This is a genomic window from Streptomyces sp. NPDC093064, from assembly GCF_044754605.1.
Lineage (GTDB): Bacteria > Actinomycetota > Actinomycetes > Streptomycetales > Streptomycetaceae > Streptomyces.
Genome location: NZ_JBIVPK010000003.1, coordinates 318,013 through 341,373, shown reverse-complemented (window position 1 = coordinate 341,373; position 23,361 = coordinate 318,013). Strand labels below are relative to the sequence as shown.

14 protein-coding genes are annotated in these 23,361 nt (G+C 73.0%); 6 read left to right on the top strand and 8 right to left on the bottom strand.

The features are described from left to right. Window positions 1–111: 111 nt before the first annotated feature. From ACIQFZ_RS06300 to ACIQFZ_RS06270, 7 genes are all read right to left on the bottom strand, one after another. Entirely contained in the window at window positions 112–1,431 is a 1,320-nt protein-coding gene (locus ACIQFZ_RS06300) for a hypothetical protein (RefSeq protein ID WP_383057865.1), read from the bottom strand. After that, window positions 1,428–3,674 carry a CDP-glycerol glycerophosphotransferase family protein gene (locus tag ACIQFZ_RS06295; RefSeq protein ID WP_402690738.1) on the bottom strand — a complete coding sequence of 749 codons (2,247 nt, stop codon included), beginning with the start codon at window positions 3,672–3,674 and terminating at the stop codon, window positions 1,428–1,430. The genes ACIQFZ_RS06300 and ACIQFZ_RS06295 overlap by 4 nt, the downstream gene beginning before the upstream one ends. A 15-nt stretch (window positions 3,675–3,689) precedes the next feature. Beyond that, entirely contained in the window at window positions 3,690–5,879 is a 2,190-nt protein-coding gene (locus ACIQFZ_RS06290; RefSeq protein ID WP_402690737.1) for a CDP-glycerol glycerophosphotransferase family protein, read from the bottom strand. Between the two features lie 612 nt (window positions 5,880–6,491). After that, window positions 6,492–7,403 carry a carbohydrate ABC transporter permease gene (locus ACIQFZ_RS06285; protein WP_376653428.1) on the bottom strand — a complete coding sequence of 304 codons (912 nt, stop codon included), beginning with the start codon at window positions 7,401–7,403 and terminating at the stop codon, window positions 6,492–6,494. Window positions 7,404–7,491: 88 nt separating this feature from the next. Continuing rightward, on the bottom strand, window positions 7,492–8,835 hold the full coding sequence (locus ACIQFZ_RS06280) for a sugar ABC transporter permease (RefSeq protein WP_365421170.1): 1,344 nt from the start codon (window positions 8,833–8,835) through the stop codon (window positions 7,492–7,494). 7 nt (window positions 8,836–8,842) lie between these two features. Next, window positions 8,843–10,228, bottom strand: coding sequence for an ABC transporter substrate-binding protein (locus ACIQFZ_RS06275; protein ID WP_402690736.1), 1,386 nt, complete (start codon window positions 10,226–10,228; stop codon window positions 8,843–8,845). Window positions 10,229–10,417: 189 nt separating this feature from the next. Beyond that, window positions 10,418–14,083, bottom strand: coding sequence for an FHA domain-containing protein (locus ACIQFZ_RS06270; protein WP_402690750.1), 3,666 nt, complete (start codon window positions 14,081–14,083; stop codon window positions 10,418–10,420). Window positions 14,084–14,586: 503 nt separating this feature from the next. Here ACIQFZ_RS06270 and ACIQFZ_RS06265 point away from each other — a divergent pair. The 5 genes from ACIQFZ_RS06265 to ACIQFZ_RS06245 all read left to right on the top strand — a co-directional run bounded on the left by ACIQFZ_RS06265 (window position 14,587) and on the right by ACIQFZ_RS06245 (window position 22,091). After that, on the top strand, window positions 14,587–16,239 hold the full coding sequence (locus ACIQFZ_RS06265; protein WP_402690735.1) for a protein kinase: 1,653 nt from the start codon (window positions 14,587–14,589) through the stop codon (window positions 16,237–16,239). 122 nt (window positions 16,240–16,361) lie between these two features. Then, window positions 16,362–17,636: a serine/threonine-protein kinase gene (locus tag ACIQFZ_RS06260; RefSeq protein WP_383057868.1), complete on the top strand. Its 1,275-nt coding sequence runs from the start codon at window positions 16,362–16,364 to the stop codon at window positions 17,634–17,636. Window positions 17,637–18,203: 567 nt separating this feature from the next. Further along, the gene (locus ACIQFZ_RS06255; RefSeq protein ID WP_402690734.1) at window positions 18,204–19,832 is read left to right on the top strand and encodes an IS200/IS605 family accessory protein TnpB-related protein; all 1,629 of its coding nucleotides are present in this window, start codon (window positions 18,204–18,206) and stop codon (window positions 19,830–19,832) included. A 48-nt stretch (window positions 19,833–19,880) separates the two neighbouring features. After that, the gene (gene prfB / locus ACIQFZ_RS06250; protein WP_376605246.1) at window positions 19,881–20,993 is read left to right on the top strand and encodes a peptide chain release factor 2; all 1,113 of its coding nucleotides are present in this window, start codon (window positions 19,881–19,883) and stop codon (window positions 20,991–20,993) included. Between the two features lie 318 nt (window positions 20,994–21,311). Beyond that, a complete protein-coding gene (locus ACIQFZ_RS06245; protein ID WP_402690733.1) occupies window positions 21,312–22,091 on the top strand; it encodes a hypothetical protein in 780 nt (259 codons plus the stop codon). 120 nt (window positions 22,092–22,211) lie between these two features. Here the strand turns inward: ACIQFZ_RS06245 and ACIQFZ_RS06240 are convergent, their stop codons facing one another. After that, entirely contained in the window at window positions 22,212–22,403 is a 192-nt protein-coding gene (locus ACIQFZ_RS06240) for a hypothetical protein (protein WP_141360499.1), read from the bottom strand. Between the two features lie 252 nt (window positions 22,404–22,655). Between ACIQFZ_RS06240 and ftsE the strand changes: the two genes are divergently transcribed. Continuing rightward, window positions 22,656–23,345: a cell division ATP-binding protein FtsE gene (gene ftsE / locus ACIQFZ_RS06235; RefSeq protein WP_225078664.1), complete on the top strand. Its 690-nt coding sequence runs from the start codon at window positions 22,656–22,658 to the stop codon at window positions 23,343–23,345. Window positions 23,346–23,361: the final 16 nt, after the last annotated feature.

The window sequence follows — 23,361 nt, the reverse complement described above, 5'->3', positions numbered from 1 at the left end:
TGGTAAGAGCCTGGCAAGTGGACCAAGGCAGGCGCGGCACCTGGGCCGCGCGCCCGCGCGGCGCCGCGCTCCTACCGGTCTGCCCGGTCAGCCGCATCATGTCGTCGTCCTTCATCGAGTGACCGGGCTCCACTCGTCCGGCCGGCTGCGGGTACGCGGACCCGGGACGTCCGCCGCCGACCGGGGCGCCACACGCTCCAGCAGCAGCGGCACCCCCACCACCGGCAGCAGCCAGGCCAGCACGATCAGCCGTTCGCCCCACACGGTGATGTCGGGATGCGCCGCCTGCGTGAGGAACCCGGTGAACGCCGTCGCCACCACGAAGAGGCCGAACGCCCCCCGCCGCCGCAGCGCACCCCACGCGCCGGCGGCGAGCAGGGCGGCGAACAGCGGCTGCCACAGCTGCCGGCGCAGCCACTCCAGCCAGAACCCTCCCTCCAGCCGCAGCAGCTCCGGCCATGGACGGTCGCGGTCGGGCAGGGCGTAGTGGCCGGTGAGCAGGTCCTGAAGGCTGTCGCTCCCGGTCGGGTAGCGCAGCGCCCGCGCCAGGAGCACCGTGCCGACGGCGGCGCCGCAGGCCACCGCGGTGACCGCCAGGACACCCCGCCCCGCCGGGCGCCGCCGCGTCCACCGCTGTACGGCGACGGCCGCGCCCACGGCGGCCAGACTGAGCCCGAGGAACAGCGCCTGGGAGTGCTTGACCGTGAACAGCGCGAGCAGCGCAGCCGCGACCAGGGCGGTGCCGGCCCGCACGCGCCCGTCCAGCGCCAGCGAGCAGCCCCACAGTGCCGCCAGGGTCAGCGCCAGCATCAGGCCCTCGGCCATCGGCCGCATCGCCGTCGTGCCGCACGGCAGCACGTAGTAGAGGGCCTGGCCGGTCAGCGCCAGGGGCACGGGCACGCGACGGCCGCGCAGTACCAGGAAGACGAGGACGCCGCCCACCGCCGTGACGGCGACGCCCGCCGCCCACATCCCCCACGTCACGCCGAACACCGTGATGAAGGGGATCAGGAACACCGGGTAGCCCGGCCGCGCCTCGAAGATCCGCATGAAGCGCTCCGGCATGAACGGCAGGGTGTGCCCGCCGGTCTGCCCGGCCCGCAACCGTGCCTCCACCTCGCGCCGCAGCTCGGCCCGGCACGCGCCCGCCACCCGGGCCGCCGGGCTCGGCTCGCGGAAGCGCAGCACGTCCACGCTGTGGGCGCGGCTCGCCCGGGTCGCCTTCCCTGCGCACACGTAGTCGATCGTGACGGCCGCCGCCTCCCGCTTGTCGGCACCGCGCAGACTCAGCGCGTACGACAGGTAGTTCTTGGTGTCGGGGGTGTCCCGGCCGGTGACGGTGCCGAGCTGGAGCAGTGCGAAGAGGGCGGCCAGGACCAGCACCCAGGTGCTCGGCCGCCGTGCGTGCGGTTTCCAGCGGGGCCGCCTCACGAGGGTGCCAGCTGGTCGTGGCCGGAGGCCTGGGCGGGCAGGTGGGCGACCGCTTCGGAGGGCGCGGGCGCCGCCGCCGGATCCGGTGTCCACTCCTCGTCGCCGAGGATCAGGGTCCGTACCACCCGCTCGGCCGCCCAGCCGTCGTCGAACTCGCAAAAGCGCGCCCGGAAGCCGGTCCGCAGCCGCGCCGACTCGGCGTCCCGCCAGCCGCCGGAGGTGAACAGCCGTGCCAACTCCTCGTAGGAACGCGAGACATGGCCCGGCGGCTCGGCCGTGATGTCGAAGTAGGCGCCCCGGCTCGCGGTGTACGCGCCCCAGTCGTCGGCGTGCACCACGATCGGCCGGTCCAGGTTGGCGTAGTCGAACATGAGGGCCGAGTAGTCGGTGACCAGCACGTCGGAGGCGAGCATGAGCTCCTCCACGTGCGGTTCGTCGGTCGCGTCGACGAGCACTCCGCGCCGGTGCAGCTCGGCCAGTCCCATGCCGCGCGCCGGTCCGGTGGCCAGCGAGGGGTGCAGGCGTACGACCAGGGTGTGGCCCTCGCCGAGGTCCGCGGCGAGCCGGGCCGGGTCGAAGCGCTCGACGTGGCCGCCGCGCCGGTAGTCCCGGCGGGTCGGCGCGTACAGCACCATCGTGTGCTCCGGCGGGATGCCGAGCCGGTCGCGGAGAGCGGCGCCGTCGTCCGCACGCGCCGTGACGAGCACGTCGTTGCGCGGGCTGCCGGTGCGCGCGGAGGTGAACCGGCAGGGGTAGGCGCGCTCCCACACCAGTTCGGAGTGGCGGTTGGCGACCAGGCTGTAGTCCCAGCGGTCGGCGCGGGACAGCAGGCCCGGCACGTCGACGCCGTGCCGGGCGCCGGGCTTGCCCAGCAGATCGGCCGCCATGAACTTCAGCGGGGTGCCCTGATGCGTGTGGATGTGCGTGCTGCCGGGCCGTTTGGCCACGGCCGCCGGCCAGTTGGCGTTGTTGACGAAGAACGCGGCCCGGGCGGCGAGCTGCCGGTGGCGCAGGGTGCCGGGCAGGACGTACTCGACGTCCGGCGGCAGCAGCGCGGCCTGCTCCCGGTCGCGGACCACCCACACCCCGCGCAGATGCGGCGCGATCTCCCGCGCCTTGCGGTGGACGGCCGCCGGGTCGCCGAGCATGCCCCGGTGCGAGAACGCCGAGTACAGGACGAGGTCCTGGTCCAGCGTCCGGCGGGTGTGCAGCGTGGCCCAGCCGCCCTTCACCCGTCCGGCCACTGCCCTGCGGACCCGCAGCGTCCGGCGCCCGAGTTCCCGGCGGGCCCGCCCGGCCTGCCGCCCGGCCCGGTAGGCGGCGTAACCGCCCGCCAATACCCGGACCGCACCGGTCGTGTCCGCGTCCGGGGGCCGGTGGGCGCGGAACATCCGCGCCGTACGGCGGAAGAACTCGGCCTTGTCCGACGGCGGCAGCCGGTCCGGCTTGGCGAGGATGTCCAGGCAGTGCTCACCCATCTTCCGGTGCAGATAGGGACGCCAACTGGCCAGCTCGGGGCGGGAGTCGAGATAGGCGAAGACCCGCTCGTACTGGTCGTGGATGTCGAAGTGCTTGCGGCTGGTGGTGGACAGGATGTTGCCCTGTCGGCGCTGGCGGTAGTACAGGCAGATCCGGTCGAGCGTGGCGATCCGCCGGGCGGTGAGCAGGACCGGGAACGTCCAGGGAGTGTCCTCGTAGTAGCCGGGCGGGAAGGCGAAGCCGTGCTCCTCGACGAAGTCGCGCCGGTAGACCTTGTTCCACACCACCATCAACAGGTCCAGGATCCGCGGCTGTTCGGCGGCGGTGAAGGTGCCGGGACCGGCCTCGGCCAGCACCGCGGCCAGCACGTTGCGCCGGGTCCCGCCCCACCAGTAGGTGCGGGCGTAGTCGAAGACCAGCACGTCCGGGTCGCCGGTCTCCTCCAGCCGGTCCGCGATGGCCCGCAGCGCGCCCGGGGTGAGGGTGTCGTCGCTGTCGAGGAAGAACAGGAAGTCGCCGGTGGCGAGCGGCATTCCGGCGTTGCGGGCGCGGCCGAGCCCGACGTTCTCCGGCAGGTGCAGCACCCGTACGCGCGGATCGCGGGCGGCGTACTCGTCGAGGATGGCGCCGCTGCCGTCCGGGGAGCAGTCGTCGACGGCGATCACCTCGACGTCGCCGAAGGACTGCGTCAGGACCGAGTCCAGGCAGTCGCGCAGGAACCCCTGCACCTTGAAGCAGGGGACGATGATGCTGAAGCGGGGCACTGCTGCGTCAGCTCCTCAGTGGGTGGCGGCGGGGGCCGGGACGCGCTCGGCGAGCGGGATCACGGGCGGTAGCGCTTCGGGCGGCTGGCCGAGGAACACCCGGCGGACGACTCGCTCGGCGGCCCGCCCGTCGTCGAACTGGCAGAACCGCTCCCGGAACCGGGCCCGCAGCGCCGCCGACTCCGGGCCCGCGTACGAGCCGTCGCGGAAGACCGCCGCCAGTTCGCGCGGTGTGCGGACGACCGGGCCGGGCGGCGTGTCCATGAGGTCGAAGCAGACGCCGCGGGTCTCCCGGTAGACCTCCCAGTCGTCGGCGTACACGACGATCGGGCGGTCCAGGTTGGCGTAGTCGAACATGATCGACGAGTAGTCGGTGATCAGCGCGTCGGCGGCCAGGCACACGTCCTCCGAGGAGCGGTGCGCGGTGACGTCGATGATCCGGCCGTCGCTCCGCGGTCCGCTCCGGTCGTAGAAGTAGTGGGCGCGCAGCAGGACGACGACGTCCTCGCCGGCCGCCGCGCAGAAGGCCGCCAGGTCCAGGCCGGGCTCGAAGCCGGTGCGGTGGTCGCGGTGGGTGGGCGCGTACAGGACGGCCGTCTTCCCCTCCGGGACGCCCAGCTCGCGGCGGACGCGGGCCACGTCCTCGGCGCGGGCGGCGCAGTAGACGTCGTTGCGCGGGTAGCCGTACTCCAGGGGCTCGTAGGAGCCGGGGAAGGCCCGTTCCCACATCTCGGTGGAGTGGCGGTTGGAGGAGAGGTTGTAGTCCCACCGGTCCACGCGGCGCAGCAGTTTGGCGAAGCTGCCGGACTGCGCCGCGACCACCGGGTACGTCGACTGGTCGCAGCCCATCGTCTTCAGCGGGGTGCCGTGCTGGGTCTGGAGATGCACGCTGCCGGGGCGTTTGACGACGGCGTCGGCGAAGTTGGCGTTGTTCACCAGGTACTTGGCGCGGGCCAGCACCTTCCAGTACCGGCGGCTGCCGATCACCGCGTGGTCGACGCCCTCCGGAACGGTGTGTTCCTGGCCGGGTTCCACCAGGAACACACCGCGCAGGTGCGGGGCGAGTTCGCGGGCCTTGGCGTGCAGGGCGGCCGGGCTGCACGCGTAACCCCGGCCCCAGTAGGCGCAGTACACGACGAGGTTCTCGTCGAGCGGGCGGTGCAGGTGCCGGCGGTAGGCGAGGCGGGTGCGCAGCCTGGCCGCGCGCGGCAGGCGACGGCCGGCCTCCGCCGCCCGGCCGGTGGCGCACCGCGCACGGAACGCCGTGTACGCCCCGGTCGCCAGCAGCCGGTGCGGCACGCCGGACCGGCCGCGTGGGGTGCGGTGGCCGGCCGGGCGGTGGCGGCGGTACAAGCGGTGGGCGCGGCGGAAGAACGCGCGGCGCCGGTGAGCGGGCACCCGTTCCGGATGCGCGGCCACCGTCAGCACCGTGTCGAAGAGCTGCTCGAACAGTGGCGTGAACCGTTCCTTGGGCAGTCCCTCGGCGGTGGCTCGGACGAGCACCCGCTCGGTCTGGTCGAGGAGGTCGAACTGGTGCTCGCCCGGGAGGTCGAGCCGGCTGCCCTGCCGGCGCAGCAGATGCCGTACGACGACCCGCCGCAGCACGGCGACGTGCTCGGCCGCGACCGTGACCAGGCCGCCCCAGCCGACGTCGACGCGGTGCCCGTCGGGGAAGGCCAGGCCGCGCCCGGTCACGAAGGAGCGGCGGTAGACCGCGCTCCACGCGGGCAGCGGAACGCCGGTCAGGTCCGGGGCCTCGGCGGGGGAGAAGGCGGGCTCGCGGACGGTGACCGGCGGCGGCCCGGCCGTGGTGGCCGGCTCGCCGTCCCACCAGGGGGTCCGCTCGTGCTCGAAGTACAGCACGTCGACGTCGCCCGTCTCCTCCAGGCGGGCGGCCAGCGCGGACAGCGCGCCCGGCACCAGGGTGTCGTCGCCGTCGAGGAACAGCAGATACGCGCCGCTCGCCGCCCGCGTCCCGGCGTTGCGCGCCGCGCCGAGGCCCGCGGACGGGGGCGAGTGCACCAGGATCACCCGGGAGTCCCGCCCCGCGTGGTCGGCGGCGACGACGGCGGCCGGGGCGGCCGGGCCGTCGCACACCGCGATCAGCTCGAAGTCTCCGAAGGACTGGGCGAGGACCGAGTCCAGCGCCAGGGACAGCCGGCCCGCGACGCCATGCGACGGGACGACGATGCTGAATCGGGGCATTCTGCTCTTTCTTCTGTTGATCTGGTCCGCTGCGTGCATACGGACTCCCAAAAGAGCAAACGATGTTCAAAGGCTCCGGGTGACGGTCTGTGGGCCGGTGGGTTGCGGCAGGGTTGCGAGCGGGCATCGGCCCGGGGTCGTGACCTGCGGCGACACGTGACGGCACGGGGAGACGGCGACCGGTTCGACCATGCCGTGCGGGACCGGGCGCGCAGTACGGCGGCCCGCAGCACGCGCAGCGGCTTGACGGCCCGCTCGACCGCCCGGCGGCCCAGGGCCGTCACCAGCAGCAGCACCCGGATCGCGCGGTGCGGGGCCAGCCGGACCAGGGCGTGCCGCAGCCCGGTGCGCAGCGCCGGCCGGAGGCCGAGGGCGTGGCAACGGCGCCGGCACGCCTCCAGGAACGCGCGCGGGTACGCCGGGACCCGAGACGCGGGGACGGTGACACTGAGCCTGGGCAAGGGGGGCATCCAAGGGCCGACGTGGGCGTTCTGCCCGGGAACGGCCGGTGGAGCGAGTCGGTCACGGCCCGCTGGGGCATCCGGGGGACGGCGGGCCGGCGGCTTGGGGCGGGCCGGTGCCGGACCGCCCCCAACCGCACGTCCCGTGCGATTACTTGACCGCTCCCGCCATCACGCCCGAGACGAACTGCCGCTGGAAGGCGAAGAACACGGCCAGCGGGATCACCATGGAGATGAACGCCCCGGGTGCGAGGACGTCGATGTTGTTGCCGAACTGGCGTACCTGCGTCTGGAGGGCGACCGTGATCGGCTGCGTACCGGACTTGGTGAACACCAGCGCGACCAGCATGTCGTTCCACACCCACAGGAACTGGAAGATGCCCAGGCTCGCGATCGCGGGCCCGCCCAGCGGCATCACCACGCGGGCGAACAGCCGCAGTTCGCCGGCGCCGTCGAGGCGGGCCGCCTCCAGCAGTTCGCGGGGGATCTCCGCGAAGAAGTTCCGCAGCAGGAACACCGCGAACGGCAGGCCGTAGCCCGTGTGGAACAGGATCACCCCGAAGATCGTGCCGAACAGGCCGATGTTGCCGAACAGTTCGGCGATCGGGATGAGCGCGACCTGCACCGGCACGACCAGCAGGCCGACCACGGCCAGGAACCACCAGTCACGGCCGGGGAACTCCATCCAGGCGAAGGCGTAGCCCGCCAGCGAGCCGACCAGGACCACCAGGACCGTCGCCGGCACGGTGATCAGGACCGTGTTCACCAGGGAGTCGGTGATGTCGCCGTTCTCCAGCAGTTTTTGATAACTGCCGAAGGTGAGCTGCGCGGGCTTGCTGAAGACCGTCCACCAGCCGCTCGCGCTCATGTCCTCCGGAGCGCGCAGCGACGACAGCAGCAGGCCGATCGTCGGGACCAGCCAGAACAGGCCCACCACGATCAGGAAGACCCTCAGCGCACCACCGCTCACGGCCTCTGCCAGCCGCGACCCCAGGGACGGCTTCGCCTTCACGGCCTCGGGAACGGGCGCCGCCTTCGTCGGACTCCCGGTCTGCGCCGTCATCGCCGCACCTCCCGCCGCAGCCCGCGCATGTTGCTGTGTTCATCCGGGGGACGACCCCCGGACCCCCGGCGGACAGCCGGACGCGCCGTCATCGCCGCACCTCCCGCCGCAGCCTGCGCATGTTGAACAGCATCACCGGGATGACCAGCAGCAGGAGGAACACCGCGATGGCGCTGGCGATGCCGGGTTGTCCCTCCGAGAAGCCCTTGCGGTACAGCTCCAGGGCCAGGACGTTGGCGTCGTCCTGGGAGGAGCCCGGGGCGATGATGAAGACCAGGTCGAAGATCTTCAGCACGTTGATCATCAGAGTGACCGCGACGACCGCGAGCACGGGTGCCAGCAGCGGCACGGTGACCCGGCGGAACACCTGCCACTCGTTGGCGCCGTCGACCCGGGCCGCCTCCAGCAGTTCCCTGGGCACACCCGCGAGCCCGGCGGCGATCAGCACCATCGCGAACCCGGCCCACATCCACACGTAGGCCCCGATGATGGCCGGAGTGACCAGCGACGGGCCCAGCCAGTCCACGCCGTTGTACGGCGCCTTGAAGTTGCTCGCCGGGAGCCGGAGCCGAGCGCCGTCCGCCTGCGCGGGCAGCGTGAACGTGCCGTCGTCGGCTGCCTTCGCCGACGCGACCACCTTGCCGTCCTTGACCGCCTCGATCCGCATCCCGGCATAGCCGAACTCCGACGGGTCGATCGCGCCGAGCTTCCCGACGCCCTTGCCGCGTGTGAAGTCCTGCCAGGCGGTGCCGGTGATCCTCCCCGGCTGTGGCTCGGCCCGCACGGCCTGTTTCGCGCTCTTCGGCATCTGGTCGGGGGCGACGCCGACGAGGGGGAGGGCCACCGACTCGCCGGTGCGGACCGTGGCCGAGGTGATGAAGCCGCCCTGGTCCGGCTTCAGCGGCGAGTCGCGGCCCGGGTGGGCCTTCGGGAACGCCGAGGACTGCGCGAAGGTGTCGTGCACCCCGACCCACACCGCGTTGGCGACGCCCCGGTCCGGGTCCTGGTCGTACACCAGTCGGAAGATGATCCCGGCCGCCAGCATGGAGATCGCCATCGGCATGAAGACGACCAGCTTGAACGCCGTTCCCCAGCGCACCCGTTCGGTCAGCACCGCGAAGACCAGGCCGAGCGCGGTGGCGACGGTCGGCGCGAACACCACCCAGATGATGTTGTTCTTCAGCGCGGTGCGGATGCCGTCGTCGGTGAACAGGGCCTTGTAGTTGTCGAACCCGGCGAAGCCGTCGCCGGAGGCGTTGTAGAAGCTGCGGACGACCGAGTACCCGATGGGGTAGACCACGAGCGCGCCGAGCAGCACCAGGGCGGGCAGCAGGAACAGGGCCGCCACGGTCCTGCGGGTGCCGGTCACGCTCTTGCGACGACGGGGCGCGGCGGGGCCCGCTGAGGCTCCCGCCGCCGTGGCCGGCGTCATCGCCGGATCAGCTCCCGCCGCCGTACGCCGCCGCCGCGTCCTTCTCCAGCCTCGCCTGGGTGCCCGCGACGTCCGAGGGGTTCTTCAGGAAGTCCTGGAGTTCCTTCCACTCGCCCTTGCCGGGCGTGCCGCCGAAGGCCTGCGGGGCCTGGTCGGACATGTCGAAGCGGAAGTCGTCGCCCGAGTCGATCAGCGCCTTCGCGATCTTCTGCTGGACCTCGTTCGGATACGCGGAGTCCGGCACGTTCTTGTTGGGTGACAGGTAGCCGCCGAGCTTCGCCTGGATCGTCGCCGCGTCCGCCGAGGCCAGGAAGGTGACCAGGGCCTGGGCCGCCTTGGAGTCCTTGAAGATCACGGCCGCGTCGCCGCCGGAGACCACCGGCGAGGTGGAGCCCACGGCCGGGAACGGGAACACCTTCGCGTCCGTGCCCACCACGGCCTTGGTCTCGCCGATGTTGACCTGGGCGAAGTCGCCCTCGTAGACCATGCCGGCCTTCGGCTGGTCGCCGCCGGTGAACGTCTGGGTCACCGAGGCCGGGAACTCGGTCTGCAGCGCGCCGTTCGGGCCGCCCGCGATGTAGTCCTTCTTGGACCAGATCTGGGCGAGCGTGGTGAGCGCGTCCTTGACGGACGGGTCCGTCCACTTGATCTTGTGCTGGGCGAGCTGGTCGTACTTCTCCGGGCCCGCCTGGGAGAGGTAGACGTTCTCGAACCAGTCGGTGAGGGTCCAGCCGTCGGCGCCGCCCACGGAGAACGGGGTGACCCCGGAGTCGTAGACCTGCTGCGCGGTGCTCAGCAGGTCCTTCCAGGTCTTGGGCTCGCTCGCGCCCGCGTTCTCGAAGACCTTGGCGTTGTACCAGATCAGCGACTTGTTGGCGGCCTTGTAGTAGGCGCCGTACTGCGCGCCGTCGACCTTGCCGATGTCCTGCCAGCCCTGCGAGTAGTTCTTGGCGAGCTGCGCCTGGGCCTCCGGGCCCAACGGCTTTGCCCACTTCTTGTCCACGGCCTGCTTGATGGCGCCGGGCTGCGGGAGCAGCGCCACGTCCGGCGGCTGGCCGCCTGCGATCTTGGAGCCGAGGAAGTTGATGATCGGGTCCTGGGCGGGGACGAAGGTGACCTTGGCGCCGGTGCGTTTCTCGAACTCGGCGAGGACCTGCTTGAAGTTCTTCTGCTCGCCGCCGGTCCAGACGGCGGCGACCTCCAGCGTCGCGCCGTCCAGCTTGGGGAGGGTGACGACGCCGCCGGGCTTCGTGCCCCTGCTCTGGTCGTCGCCGCTCTTCTTGTCGTCGCTTCCGCCGCACGCGGTGAGGGAGAGGGCCAGTGCTCCCGCGGCGACGGCCGCCGCGGTCCTGGCTGCCCTGTGGCTGAGGATGGTGCTGCTCGTGCTGCGCATGACTGCCCCGTTCTCCGTTCCTCGTCGAACGTCCGAACGCTGTCCCGTGGGCTCTGGTGTACGCCGGGGTCCGGGAGTCGGCAAGAGCGCCCACAGTGTCAACCGGGCGATCGTGACCACGTCGTGACTCCGAGTCAGGTCTCGATCACGGTGGCGGGGGTTGCTTGCGGCAACGGCGGCGGAGGCTGATTACAGCAACGAGGGAACGTGGGCCGCCGACACCTCCCGTGCCGCGCGCTCCAACGCGCTTGCCAGCAAGGCCAGGTCCGTCGGCCCGTTGCCCAACTCCCGTACCGAGCGCCGGGTGGGCGGGTCGCCCATGCGGTGCCACTCCAGGGGGACGACCGTGGGGCGCTGGGTCGCGGTGCGCGGGATACGGCCGGTGACGCGACCGCCCTGGAACGCCGTCACCCGGCCGTCCGTGCAGGCCAGCCGGCCGCGTCCGGGCACCGGCTCGTCCGGTCCCGGGGCCGGTGCGTCCAGCGTGACCCGCAGCGCGGCCCGGCGCGCCGGTTCGGTCTGCGCCGTACGGCCGCCGGGCGTGGTGGCCGCCACCAGGTGGACGCCGAGCCGCTCGCCCTCCCGGGCCACCGCCTCCAGCGCGCGGATCACCGACCCGGCCGAGGGCCGGCCGGGCGAACCGAGCGAGGGCGAGACCAGGGCGTCCAGGTCGTCGACGACCACCACCAGGCGGGGCAGCGGCGGCGCGGCCTCCGCCTGCCTGCGGGCGGCGGCGGGCCGCAGCCGCATCGTCGAACTGGGCGGGCTGTCGAGATCCCCCGCGTCACCGGCGTTGCCGGCGGCGCCCGCTCCGGTGTGCCCCGGGGCGAACGCGCCGTGAGTGGTCGCCGTGCGCTGGGCGGTGCGGGCCGGGTCCGGGCCGGGCGTGCCCGCGCCGGGCGTCCTTGCGCCGGTCGGGGCCGTGTGGGCCGCGCCCGCGCCGTTCGAGGCCGCGTAGGTCGGGGTCGGGCCGGGCGTGCCGTGCGGTTGCGGTGTGCGTTGGGAGACGATGCGGCCGGAGACCTCGCGTCCGGTGTGCCACTCGGTGAAGTCCGTCAGCCCCACCAGTTCGGCCCGGCGTTTCAGCTCGGCGCTCAGCGACTGGGCGAACTCCCGCATGCGGACGGGGTCGTTGGCGGTGAGGTGGGTGGTCACGTGCGGCACGTCCGTGCAGACCCGCAGGCCGTCGCCGTGCCCGCCGCCCGCGCCGGTGCCGTCCCGGCCGTCCACCAGCACGATGCCGAGGCGGTCGGGCCGCTCGGCGGCGGCGAGTGAGGCGACGACGGATCGCAGCAGTTCCGTACGGCCGCTGCCCGCAGGTCCCTCGATCAGCAGATGCGGTCCCTCGGCCACGAGGTCGGCGCAGACCGGTCCGCGCGGACCGGCGCCCAGTACCGCCCAGGCGCGCCCGCCCAGGGCCGTCGTGTCGTCGGCCGCGTCCGCCCAGCGGGCCTGGAGCGAGGCCGGGGTGGCCCGGGCCAGCCCCAGTTCGTCCAGCAACCGCGCCGACAGGGGCAGCGGCGCCGACACCCGGGCCGGCCGGGCCGCTCCGGGCCCGTCCGTCCGCAAGGGCGCCAGGGCCCGCGCGAACCGCTCGGCCCAGGCGAGGGACACCGCGTCGACGACGGCGACGGTGCCGGGGGGTATGGGGGTGCGGTGCGGAGCCCGTGCCGCCGGGGTTCCGGCGGGCGCCTCGGCGTGCGGTGCGCGGAGGGGGGCGTCCGGGTGCCGCCGGATCCGCTCGGGTCCGCCGTCCGGATGGGCCGTGGCCGGGTGTCCCGCGACGCGCATCAGCCGCAGCGCCGTCGCCACGTCGCCGCTGAGCAGGGCGACGGCTCCGCACTCCCCGAACGCCGGCGACACCGCGCACGCCGCCCCGTAGGTGTCCGTCACCGGGGACGAGGGCGAGGCGGGCGTCGTCTCGGCGAGGCACATCAGGTGTATCCCGGCCCGGGGACCCTCGTGCGCCAGGCGTGCCACCGCCTCGCGCGCCCCCGCGCCGCCCAGGTCGCCGTCCACGACCACCACCGTGTACGGCCCCGCGAAGCCCTGCTCGTCCGCCGGATCGTCTTCCCGCGCCCAGGAGGGCCGCCCGGCGCCTGCGCGCGCGTCCTGCGCCCCGTGGTCGCCGGCCGTGGGGTCCGTCCCGGAAGCAGGGTCGCCGCTCGGTTGGTTCGCGGTGTGGTCCTGGACGCGCCGGAGGAGTTCGTCCGTGCGGGCCGCGGCCTGCTCCCGGTCGTAGGCGAGCAGGAGACGGCAGTCCTGGCCGTGGGCCGGGCGGACGTGCGGCAGCCAGCCGAGCCAGGACCACTCGGCGGTCCGCTCCTCCACCGGGCGGGCGGAGTCGGCGCTGAGCAGCACGATCTCCAACGTGTCCGGGGAGTGCGCCGCGGCGAGCTGGGCGAGCACCGCGCGGGCCAGTCCCGACAGGCGGGCGCGCGGTCCCGCCAGGCCCAGCCCTCCCACCTCGCGCAGATCGGCGGTGACCGGGACCGCGGGCAGCAGCCCCGAGCCGTCGGGGGCCTGCCGGTCGGCCGTGCCGAGCCGTACGGTGAGCGCCTCCGAGTGCCCCGGCCCGCGTTCCCACAGCCGCGGTCCCGGGCCCAGGGCCGCGAGGAGCAGTGCCGCCGGGTCCGGCCAGGTCTCCGGCTGCTGCGGCGCCCTGTACCACGCGGGCGCGTCCTGCGCGCGCACGCCCGCCGCCGTGCCGTCGTACGTCCCGTGCCGGTCGGCCGCCTGCTCGCCGCGTCCGCCGGCCAGCCGCCGCGCCCACGCCCCGAGCCCGCCGCGCCGGCGCAGGACCTGCGGCACACCGGTGCCGCCGTCGGCCGTGATGGCGAACGGCACGGGCGGCTGCGCCTGCGCGCTGTGAGCGCCTTCGCCGCTCTCGATCCGGGGTGCGCCGGCCTGCGGGGGGACCGCGGGGGGCTCGACGGTTCCCGGCGGGTGTGGTGCGAATGTTCCCCGGTGGGTCACGGTCGGGCCGGTGGCATCGCCGTACGCGCGCGTGGCCGCCCCGTGCGCACCGCTGACGTCGCCGTCGCCCACGCCGTCCCGTACGCGCTCGTGTGCGGTGGTGGCGTCCGGTGCGGGCGCGCCCTCGGAGGGGAGCCGCACATGGCCCTCCCCGTCGGGCGTCGTCCGTACGCGGGCGTCCGGTCCCGCGGCCGGTGTCAGGCGCAGGGCCGACTCGCCGATGCGCAGCAGCGCCCCCGGGGCGAAACGGACCGGGCGGGACCCGACGGGCCTGCCGCCCAGCACCGTGCCGTTGGTGGAGCCCAGGTCGGCGACCGAGACGCCGCCGTCGGGAGCCACCGTCACCGCGCAGTGCACGCGCGAGACGTCGGGGTCGTCCAGCGGCACGTCGGCGTCGGCGGAACGGCCCACCGTGATCTGCCCGCCGTGCAGCAGGTGCACCCCGCCCGCGTCCGGCCCCGCGACCACGTGCAGCTGGGTCGGGGCGTCGTCGAGCTCGGGGTGCGGCTCGGGGTCGGCGGGGGCGCCCAGGGACAGCACCGCGCCGTCGAGCAGCGGGGGCTCGCCGAGCGTGCAGCGCTGGGCGTCCAGCCGCTCCGCGCCCGCGTACAGCACCACGGGGCCCGCGCCCGGCTCCCGGCCGCCGGACGCGCCCCGCTCCCGGCCGCCCCGCTCGGACGCCGACGCCCCCTCGCCGGAGGCCGCCGCGGCCAGCGCCGCCGCCACGGCGGCCAGGGCGGTGCCGGCGGGCGCCGTGACCAGCACGTCGCAGCTCGCGGCGCGGCTTCGGGCCGGTGGGTGGCCGCCCCGCTCCTGCGAGGCCGAGACCGTGGGGGAGGGCGGGCCCAGCGGATCTACGACGGTCAGCCGGATCTGCATCGCCGTCAGCGGTCCCTTCTGCGCGGGCGCCCGCGACCGGCGTGGGGCGAAACCGCCCCGCGGTCCCCCACCGCGGACTTTCCCCCACCACCGCACGAGCACGTCGGCCAGTTCTGGAGGCATCCTCGCACCTACCACTGACACCGCGCCCGCCGCCCACCGGCAAGTGATCTTGATTGGTCGGCTCTGCCCGCAAAAGTTCCCGGCCTATGCCCGGCGAATGTCCGCTCGATGCCTGCTTGGGATCGGTCATGTCCGTACCGGGCAACCAACCGACCCGAGCCGAGCGTCTTTCCATCGAACATGTACGGGGCCCCGTGCGTACGTCGCCGTGGAAGGAGCCGGTGCGGCGCGGGCGGCGGCACGGGCGCGGCAGCTCGACCGCCCGGTACCGCGGAGGGCGGCACTAAAGTGGGTCGGAACACCCGCGCGGCGGGTCGCAGCACCCGCGGGACGCCCCAGAAGCGCGGGTTCAGGCAAGCAAGCAACAGGGAGCGCATGACGTGCGGCCGGTAGGCAGCAAGTACCTCCTGGAGGAGCCGCTCGGACGCGGTGCCACCGGGACCGTCTGGCGAGCCCGCCAGAGGGAGGCGGCGGGCGCGGAGGCAGCCGTGCCCGGGCAGCCCGGTGAGACCGTCGCCATCAAGGTCCTCAAGGAGGAGCTGGCGAACGACTCCGACATCGTGATGCGGTTCCTGCGGGAGCGGTCCGTCCTGCTCCGGCTGACCCACCCGAACATCGTGCGGGTGCGCGACCTGGTGGTCGAGGGTGATCTGCTGGCGCTGGTCATGGACCTCGTCGACGGCCCCGACCTGCACCGCTACCTGCGCGAGAACGGCCCCTTCACGCCCGTGGGCGCCGCGCTGCTCACCGCCCAGATCGCCGACGCGCTCGCCGCGAGCCACGCCGACGGGGTCGTACACCGCGACCTGAAGCCGGCGAACGTCCTGCTGAGGCAGGACGGCGAGCAGATGCACCCGATGCTGACCGACTTCGGCATCGCCCGTTTGGCCGATTCGCCCGGACTCACCCGCACCCACGAGTTCGTCGGCACGCCCGCGTACGTCGCGCCCGAGTCCGCCGAGGGCCGGCCGCAGAACTCCGCGGTCGACGTCTACGGCGCCGGAATCCTGCTGTACGAGCTGGTCACCGGCCGTCCGCCGTTCTCCGGCGGATCGGCGCTGGAGGTCCTGCACCAGCACCTGAGTGCCGAACCACGCCGCCCGTCCACCATTCCCGACCCGCTGTGGACGGTCATCGAACGCTGCCTGCGCAAGAACCCCGACGAACGGCCCAGCGCCGAGAACCTCGCCCAGGGGCTGCGCGTCGTCGCCGACGGCGTGGGCGTGCATGCAGGCGCCGCGCAGATCGCCGCCGCGGAGGCCGTGGGGGCGCTGCTGGCGCCCGACCCGGCGCCCGCGAGCGTGCCCGCTCCCGACGTGGTCGGCGCCGCCGACCCCACGCAGGTGCTGCCGCAGGGCGCGGCCTCGTACGACCCGAACGCGGCGACCAGCTTCCTGCCGCACACGGGTGGCCCGGCCGGCGCGGCCGACCCGACCACCGCGCTGCCCGCTCACGGCGGCGACTCCACGCGCGTGATGCCGCCGATGCCGCAGGGGGCGCCGGGCGACATGAACGGCCCCGGCGGGCCGTACGGGGACCAGCAGCCCGATCAGCCGCACCCCTGGCAGAACCAGTTGCGCGCCGCCCGCGACCGCAACGAGCAGACACAGGTCCAGTACCTGGACCCCAGCGAGGACCCGCTGCGCCGCCGCCCCCAGCGGCAGGTCGCCCGGCCCCAGCAGCAGCCGCAGCGTCCCCAGGCGCAGCCCGGTCGCGGCTATCAGCAGCAACAGCCCCAGCGGTACGCGCCCCAGCCCCAGCGGTACGCGCCGCCCGCCCAGCCGGAGCCCCGGCAGCCGGTGCGCGAGCCGAGGCCGCCGCGGCAGCGCAGCGCGAACCCGATGAAGATCCCCGGTCTCGGCTGCCTCAAGGGCTGCCTGGTCACGATCGTCATCCTGGTGGTGGCCGGCTGGCTCATCTGGGAACTGACCCCGTTGCAGCACTGGATCGGGACCGGCAGGGGCTACTGGGACCAACTGGGTTCCTGGGTCGGCACGGTGAGCGACTGGGTCAAGAGCCTGAACGGCAACTAGGACAGGCCCGGGCGCGAGTCTGGGGATTTGTCGACAGCCGGGGGGTGAATTCCGGCTCCGTGGTGAGGGTTGGCTCGCCGGACGCGTAGCTTTGTCGGCAACACGCGTCTGTAGGAGCAGTCTTGGCACGGAAGATCGGCAGCCGGTACACCGCCAACCAGATCCTGGGGCGGGGCAGCGCCGGCACGGTGTGGCTCGGCGAAGGACCCGACGGCCCCGTCGCCGTCAAGCTGCTGCGCGAGGACCTCGCGTCCGACCAGGAACTCGTGGGTCGCTTCGTGCAGGAGCGGACGGCGCTGCTGGGCCTGGAGCATCCGAACGTGGTCTCCGTACGGGACCTGGTGGTCGACGGCAACGACCTGGCCCTCGTCATGGACCTCGTCCGCGGTACGGACCTGCGCACCCGGCTGGAGCGGGAGCGGCGACTGGCGCCCGAGGCGGCCGTGGCGATCGTGGCCGATGTGGCGGACGGGCTTGCCGCGGCGCACGCGGCCGGGGTGGTGCACCGGGACGTCAAGCCGGAGAACGTGCTGCTGGACATGGAGGGGCCGCTCGGCCCCGGCGGCGCGCACCCGGCGCTGCTGACCGACTTCGGTGTGGCCAAACTCATCGACTCGCCCAAGCGGACCCGGGCGACGAAGATCATCGGTACGCCGGACTATCTCGCGCCGGAGATCGTGGAGGGGCTGCCCCCGCGGGCCGCCGTGGACATCTACGCGCTGGCCACGGTCCTGTACGAGCTGCTGGCGGGCTTCACCCCGTTCGGCGGCGGGCATCCGGGCGCGGTGCTGCGCCGGCACGTCACGGAGACGGTGGCGCCGCTGCCGGGCATCCCGGACGAGCTGTGGCGGCTGATCGTGCAGTGCCTGGCCAAGGCGCCGGCGTCGCGGCTGCGGGCCTCGGAGCTGGGCGCCCGGCTCAGGGAGCTCCAGCCGATGCTCGTGGGGATGCCACCGCTGGATGTGGACGAGCCGGAGGCGGAGTCTTCGCAGGAGGCGGGCGAGGAGGCGTCGTCCGACCGGCCGGCGGATCCGGCCGGGGGCGGGGCCGGGGCTGGGGGCAGGTCCGAGGAGCGGGTGCGGCGACGGGGAGCGGTCCCGTTGGTGCCCGGGGCGAAGCCGGACTCCAACCGGGACACGCATACGTCGATGCGGGTGCCGGCGCCGGACGAGCTGGCGGGGGGTGCGCGGGGGACGGCGCGGGTGCCGCGGGCGGCGGGGGCGCCGAGGCCTGGTTCCGCCGCGCGCCACCGGGCCGCGGCGCGGCGGCGGCGGGTGACGCTGGGAGTCGCGGGGGTGGTGGTCGCGGGAGTGCTCGGGGCGGGGGTGTGGTGGGCGTCGTCGGGGGACGGGGCGGATGTGGCGCCGCGGGAGCCTGGGCAGTCGGCGTCTCCGTGACAGCGGTCTCGGTTTTTGGGGCTTCGCCCCGTCTCCGCCCACCGCCCGCCCGTCTCGGTGGGTGAGGGGCTTCGGTCCTGGGGCTCTGTCCCAGACCCCGGGAGGGGGCTTTGCCCCCTGCGCCCCGGTTTCTCCTCCGCGGCCCGCCGCTTCCGGGGCGTACCCGTCCACCATGGCGCGCCACGGCCGGGTGCCCGCCCCCATGGTCCGCCGTTACCGGGCGCAACTCGCCCCACACCGCCCCTCCGGGGCCACCCCTCCCCCTCTCCTCCACCGAGTCGGGTGGGTAGGCACCCGGGGCGCAGCCCCGTCGGGGTCTGGGACGGAGCCCCAGGGCGGGGTAGGTGGCGCATACGCCGGTGCCGTGGTGGGTCCCGAGGGGGCAGGGGTTGTGAGCTGCTGTCGGTCGATAGTGGCTGAGCATGTTCTGGCGTGCATGAGTGAGCGTCGCGGCGACGGTGCGCGGCGTGGAAAGGCGACGGGCGTTCTGGTTTCGAATGCGTGACCTTTGACCGGGGTGGTCGTTGGGTGCGGTAAGGAGTCCTTCGGTGTCGGGCGGGGTGAGGTGTGGGCGGGTTGCGTGAGGTAGCGGCGGCGTTCGTGGTGCCCGGCCCGTCCGGGGTGGCGGTCCGCTCCGGTCTCAAGGGCTTGTCCGGGCAGGACGAGGCGGTGCTACGTCGGGTCGGCACTCTGCTCGGCTCGCTGGCCTCGGGCGATCTGAGGGCGCGCTGCGCGGCGGGCCTGGGCCACGACGGCGAGCAGTGGGCGCGTCGCAAGCAGGCTTTGACCGGCCAGTCGTCCTCCCGCTGGGCGGGCAGCATCACCCGGGCCACGCACGATCAGTGGGCTTTGGCCCGGCGCGGGCAGCTCGCCCACCTTCAGAGTCTCCGGGCGGGCATCGACACGATCAGGCACCGGCTCGCGCAGCCCCTCGGGGCCAAGGGCTCCCGGGGCGCGCCGGGCGGTTACCGCTCCCGGCGGGAGTGGTTCGCCAAGGCCCGGCGCCTGCACGTGCTTGAGGACCGGCTGCGGCAGGTAGGGGCCGACTGGGAGGCCGGACGAGTGCGCGTGGTGCGCGGCGGCAGGAAGCTGCTTCACGCCCGGCACCACCTTCAGGATGCCCAGATGAGCGAGGCCGACTGGCGGCTGCGGTGGCAGGCCCAGCGGTGGTTCCTGCAGGCCGACGGCGAGTCCGGCAAGCGGTACGGCAACGAGACGATCCGCGTCTCACCGGACGGTGAAGTGAGCATCAAGCTCCCGGCGCCGCTGGCCGACCTGGCCAACGCCCCCCACGGCAGGTACGTGCTCGCCTGCCGGGCTGTCTTCCGCCACCGCGGCGAGCAGTGGGCTGACCGCGTCGCCGCGAACCGGGCCGTGGCCTACCGCATCCACTACGACGTAGACCGCAACCGCTGGTACGTGACCGCCTCCTGGCAGACCCCGCAGATGCAGACGGTGCCGCTGGAGGCGGTCCGCGCGGGCGGGCTGGTGGGGGTGGACATGAACGCCGACCACCTGGCCGCCTGGCGCCTGGACGAGCACGGCAACCCCGTCGGCGCGCCCCGCCGCTTCGACTACGCCCTGACCGGCAGCGCGGGCCACCGCGACGCGCAGGTGCGCCACGGGCTGATCCGTCTGCTGCACTGGGCCGCCCGTCACGGCCTGGCCCTCGCGATCGAGGACCTGGACTTCTCAGCGGAGACGACCCGGGAGAAGCACGGGCGCCGCAAGCGTTTCCGCACGCTCATCTCCGGCCTGCCCACCGCCAGACTGCGGGCCAGACTGGTTTCGATGGCCGCCGAGCTGGGCGTCGCTGTCGTCGCCGTCGACCCGGCCTACACCAGCCGCTGGGGCGCCCAGCACTGGCAAAAACCCCTCACCAGCAAGAACAGGAAGGCCACGCGGCACGACGCTGCCGCCGTGGCGATCGGACGACGCGCCCTGGGATACCCGATCCGGCGACGGACGGCACCGTCCTCGCAGCACCGGAGTGATGCTGCGGGGCATCGGACCGTGCAGGCCCGACCGGGCAGCCCGGGGTGCGAGGGACCCCGCCCCCGCGTTCCCGGACCGCGGACACGATCCGTGCCGCCCGGATGCGGAGCGAAAGCGGGCGACCAGTGTGCCCACAACCGTTCGGGGCACACGGCTGAGCACGAGTCCTGGCACCGGGACTCACTCCCGCTCAGCCCCTAGGAACGGTGTGCGGCGTTTGTCGGTTGGCGGAGCCGTTACGCTGGATGCGTGGCAGTCGTCGATGTATCCGAAGAGCTGAAGTCCCTCTCCTCGACCATGGAGTCGATCGAGGCCGTTCTGGACCTCGACAAGTTGAGGGCAGACATCGCCGTGCTCGAGGAGCAGGCGGCCGCGCCCTCCCTGTGGGACAACCCCGACGAGGCGCAGAAGATCACCAGCCGGCTCTCCCACCTCCAGGCGGAGGTCAGGAAGGCGGAGGCCCTGCGCGGCAGGATCGACGATCTCGGTGTGCTCTTCGAGCTCGCCGAGGCCGAGGACGACCCGGACACCCGCGACGAGGCCGAGGCCGAGCTCGTCGAGGTCAAGAAGGCGCTGGACGAGATGGAGGTCCGGACGCTGCTCTCCGGTGAGTACGACTCCCGCGAGGCGCTCGTGAACATCCGGGCCGAGGCCGGCGGCGTCGACGCCGCCGACTTCGCCGAGCGGCTTCAGCGCATGTACCTGCGCTGGGCCGAGCAGCATGGCTACAAGACCGAGATCTACGAGACGTCGTACGCAGAAGAGGCCGGCATCAAGTCGACCACCTTCGCCGTGCAGACGCCCTACGCCTACGGCACCCTCTCCGTCGAGCAGGGCACCCACCGCCTGGTGCGCATCTCGCCCTTCGACAACCAGGGGCGCCGGCAGACCTCCTTCGCCGGTGTCGAGATCCTGCCCGTCGTCGAGCAGACCGACCACATCGACATCGACGAGTCCGAGCTGCGCGTCGACGTCTACCGCTCCTCCGGCCCCGGCGGCCAGGGTGTGAACACGACGGACTCCGCGGTCCGCCTCACGCACATCCCGACCGGCATCGTGGTCTCCTGCCAGAACGAGCGCTCGCAGATCCAGAACAAGGCCACGGCCATGAACGTCCTCCAGGCGAAGCTGCTCGAGCGCCGCCGCCAGGAGGAGCAGGCCAAGATGGACGCCCTCAAGGGCGACGGCGGCAACTCCTGGGGCAACCAGATGCGCTCCTACGTCCTGCACCCGTACCAGATGGTCAAGGACCTGCGCACCGAGCACGAGGTCGGCAACCCCGAGGCCGTGTTCAACGGCGAGATCGACGGGTTCCTCGAGGCCGGTATTCGCTGGCGCAAGCAGCAGGACCAGGGCAAGTAGCCGCCTGGGAATTCAGAAATCGACCCTTTGTCGACAAGGCAACTGCCGCTGTACTGGCGGCAGTTGCCTTTTCTGTTGGCCGATGTCCGGGTTTTACGTCACGCTCACAGAGTCCAACCACGTGCAAACAACGCACAGTTGGACATCGCGCCCGCAACGACCTTGACGGTCCCCCGAAAAGCGGGAAAGGTAAAACGTGGCATGCGCATTTCTGGGGCGCATGTGAACCGGGGGGATCTGCACTGCGCCAACTACCCCCGTTGATCACTGCCCCGCGCGCCGCTCGAAGACGATTCAGCTACTGGGGGTAGCAACCATATGACGAAGAAGACGCGGGTCCGTGTCGCGCGCATCGCGGCCGGTGCCGTGATCGCTGCCGGCGCCTCGCTGACCGCCGCGGGCGCGGCCTCGGCCCTCGACCTCGGTGTCAGCGCCGGCGTCGGCGGCACCGGCATCAAGGCCAACGTGTCCCTGACGGGCGAGGGTGGCCCGAGCGACGAAGACCCGGGCAACCCTTGCGACATCGTCGTCGACCCGTCGTGTGAGACCGGCGGTAACGAGAACGGTGGCGGTTCCGGCGAGAACGGTGGCGGCAACGGCGAGAACGGTGGCGGTTCCGGCGAGAACGGTGGCGGCAACGGCGACGGCGGCTCCGGTAACAACGGTGGCGGCAACGGCGACGGCGGCTCCGGTAACAACGGTGGCGGCAACGGCGACGGCGGCTCCGGTAACAACGGCGGCGGTAACAACGGCGGCGGCTCCGGTAACAACGGTGGCGGCAACGGCGACGGCGGTTCCGGCAACAACGGTGGCGGCAACAACGGCGGCGGCTCCGGTAACAACGGTGGCGGCAACGGCGGCACCACCCCCAACGGCGGCGGCAATAACACCGTCCCGCAGGAGCAGGGCTCCTCGGCCCTGACCGAGACCGGCTCGGACAGCAACCCGTCCGCGCAGGGCAACGGCCAGGAGCTCGCCGAGACCGGTGCCGCGGAGACCACGTTCCTGCTGGTCGGCGCGGCCACGATGATTGCCGGCGGTATCGGCTTCCGGTTCCTGCCGCGCCTCATGGAGGGCCGCGGCGGCGCCGCTGCCTGAGCGTGGCGACCGGCGTACGCACCGTATGTGGCATCCGGTACGGGGCGTACGTGTGAGTGAATGACCAGGGGCCCGGAGCGGCAAGCTCCGGGCCCCTGCACGTCGTCTTCGGTGTGCGTCCTACACGGTCTGGTGGGCCAGCAGCGCCACCGCGGCGATCAGCACCACCAGCAGCGCGATCAGCGCCGTCGGGTTCAGCCCGGCGAAGAAGTTCTCCTGTTGCAGCCGCTCGCGGTTCGCACGGCACACGGGGCACCGGCCCTCGCTCACGGGCGCCGCGCAGTTCGCGCACACCAGCCGGTCGTACGTCATGCGCTCGCCCTCCTTGCACCGGTTCCACTCTGTCAACGCCCACGCGCGCGCGAACGTTCCCTCCCCACCATGCCAGGTTCGCCGGGACGGCGCGCGGGTCGCTCCACAAGCACGGGCCTTGTACCAACTCCGCGAGAATATGCCCCGTACAAAAACACACAACCCTCACGTAACCCTGACCGGCGACTGCGCGCCCGTACTCGGTTCGCGTATGGTCACGCTCATCTACCCCCGGCGACACGTGGTGCATCCGTGATCCGATTCGACAATGTCTCCAAGGTCTACCCCAAGCAGACCCACCCCGCCCTCAGGGATGTCTCCCTGGAAGTGGAGAAGGGCGAGTTCGTGTTCCTCGTGGGGTCCTCCGGCTCCGGAAAGTCCACCTTCCTGCGGCTGATCCTCCGCGAGGAGCGGTGCAGCCACGGCCAGGTGCACGTCCTCGGCAAGGACCTCGCGCGCGTCTCCAACTGGAAGGTCCCGCAGATCCGCCGCCAGCTGGGCACGGTCTTCCAGGACTTCCGCCTCCTGCCCAACAAGACGGTCGCCGAGAACGTCGCCTTCGCTCAGGAGGTCATAGGCAAGTCCAAGGGCGAGATCCGCAAGTCCGTGCCGCAGGTGCTCGACCTCGTCGGGCTCGGCGGCAAGGAGGACCGCAGGCCCGGCGAGCTGTCCGGTGGTGAGCAGCAGCGCGTCGCCATCGCGCGCGCCTTCGTCAACCGGCCCAAGCTGCTCATCTGTGACGAGCCCACCGGCAACCTCGACCCGCAGACCTCCGTCGGCATCATGAAGCTGCTCGACCGCATCAACCGGACGGGCACCACCGTGGTGATGGCGACCCACGACCAGAACATCGTGGACCAGATGCGCAAGCGCGTCATCGAGCTGGAGAAGGGCCGTCTCGTCCGAGACCAGGCGCGCGGCGTCTACGGCTACCAGCACTGACCAGTCCACGACGGAA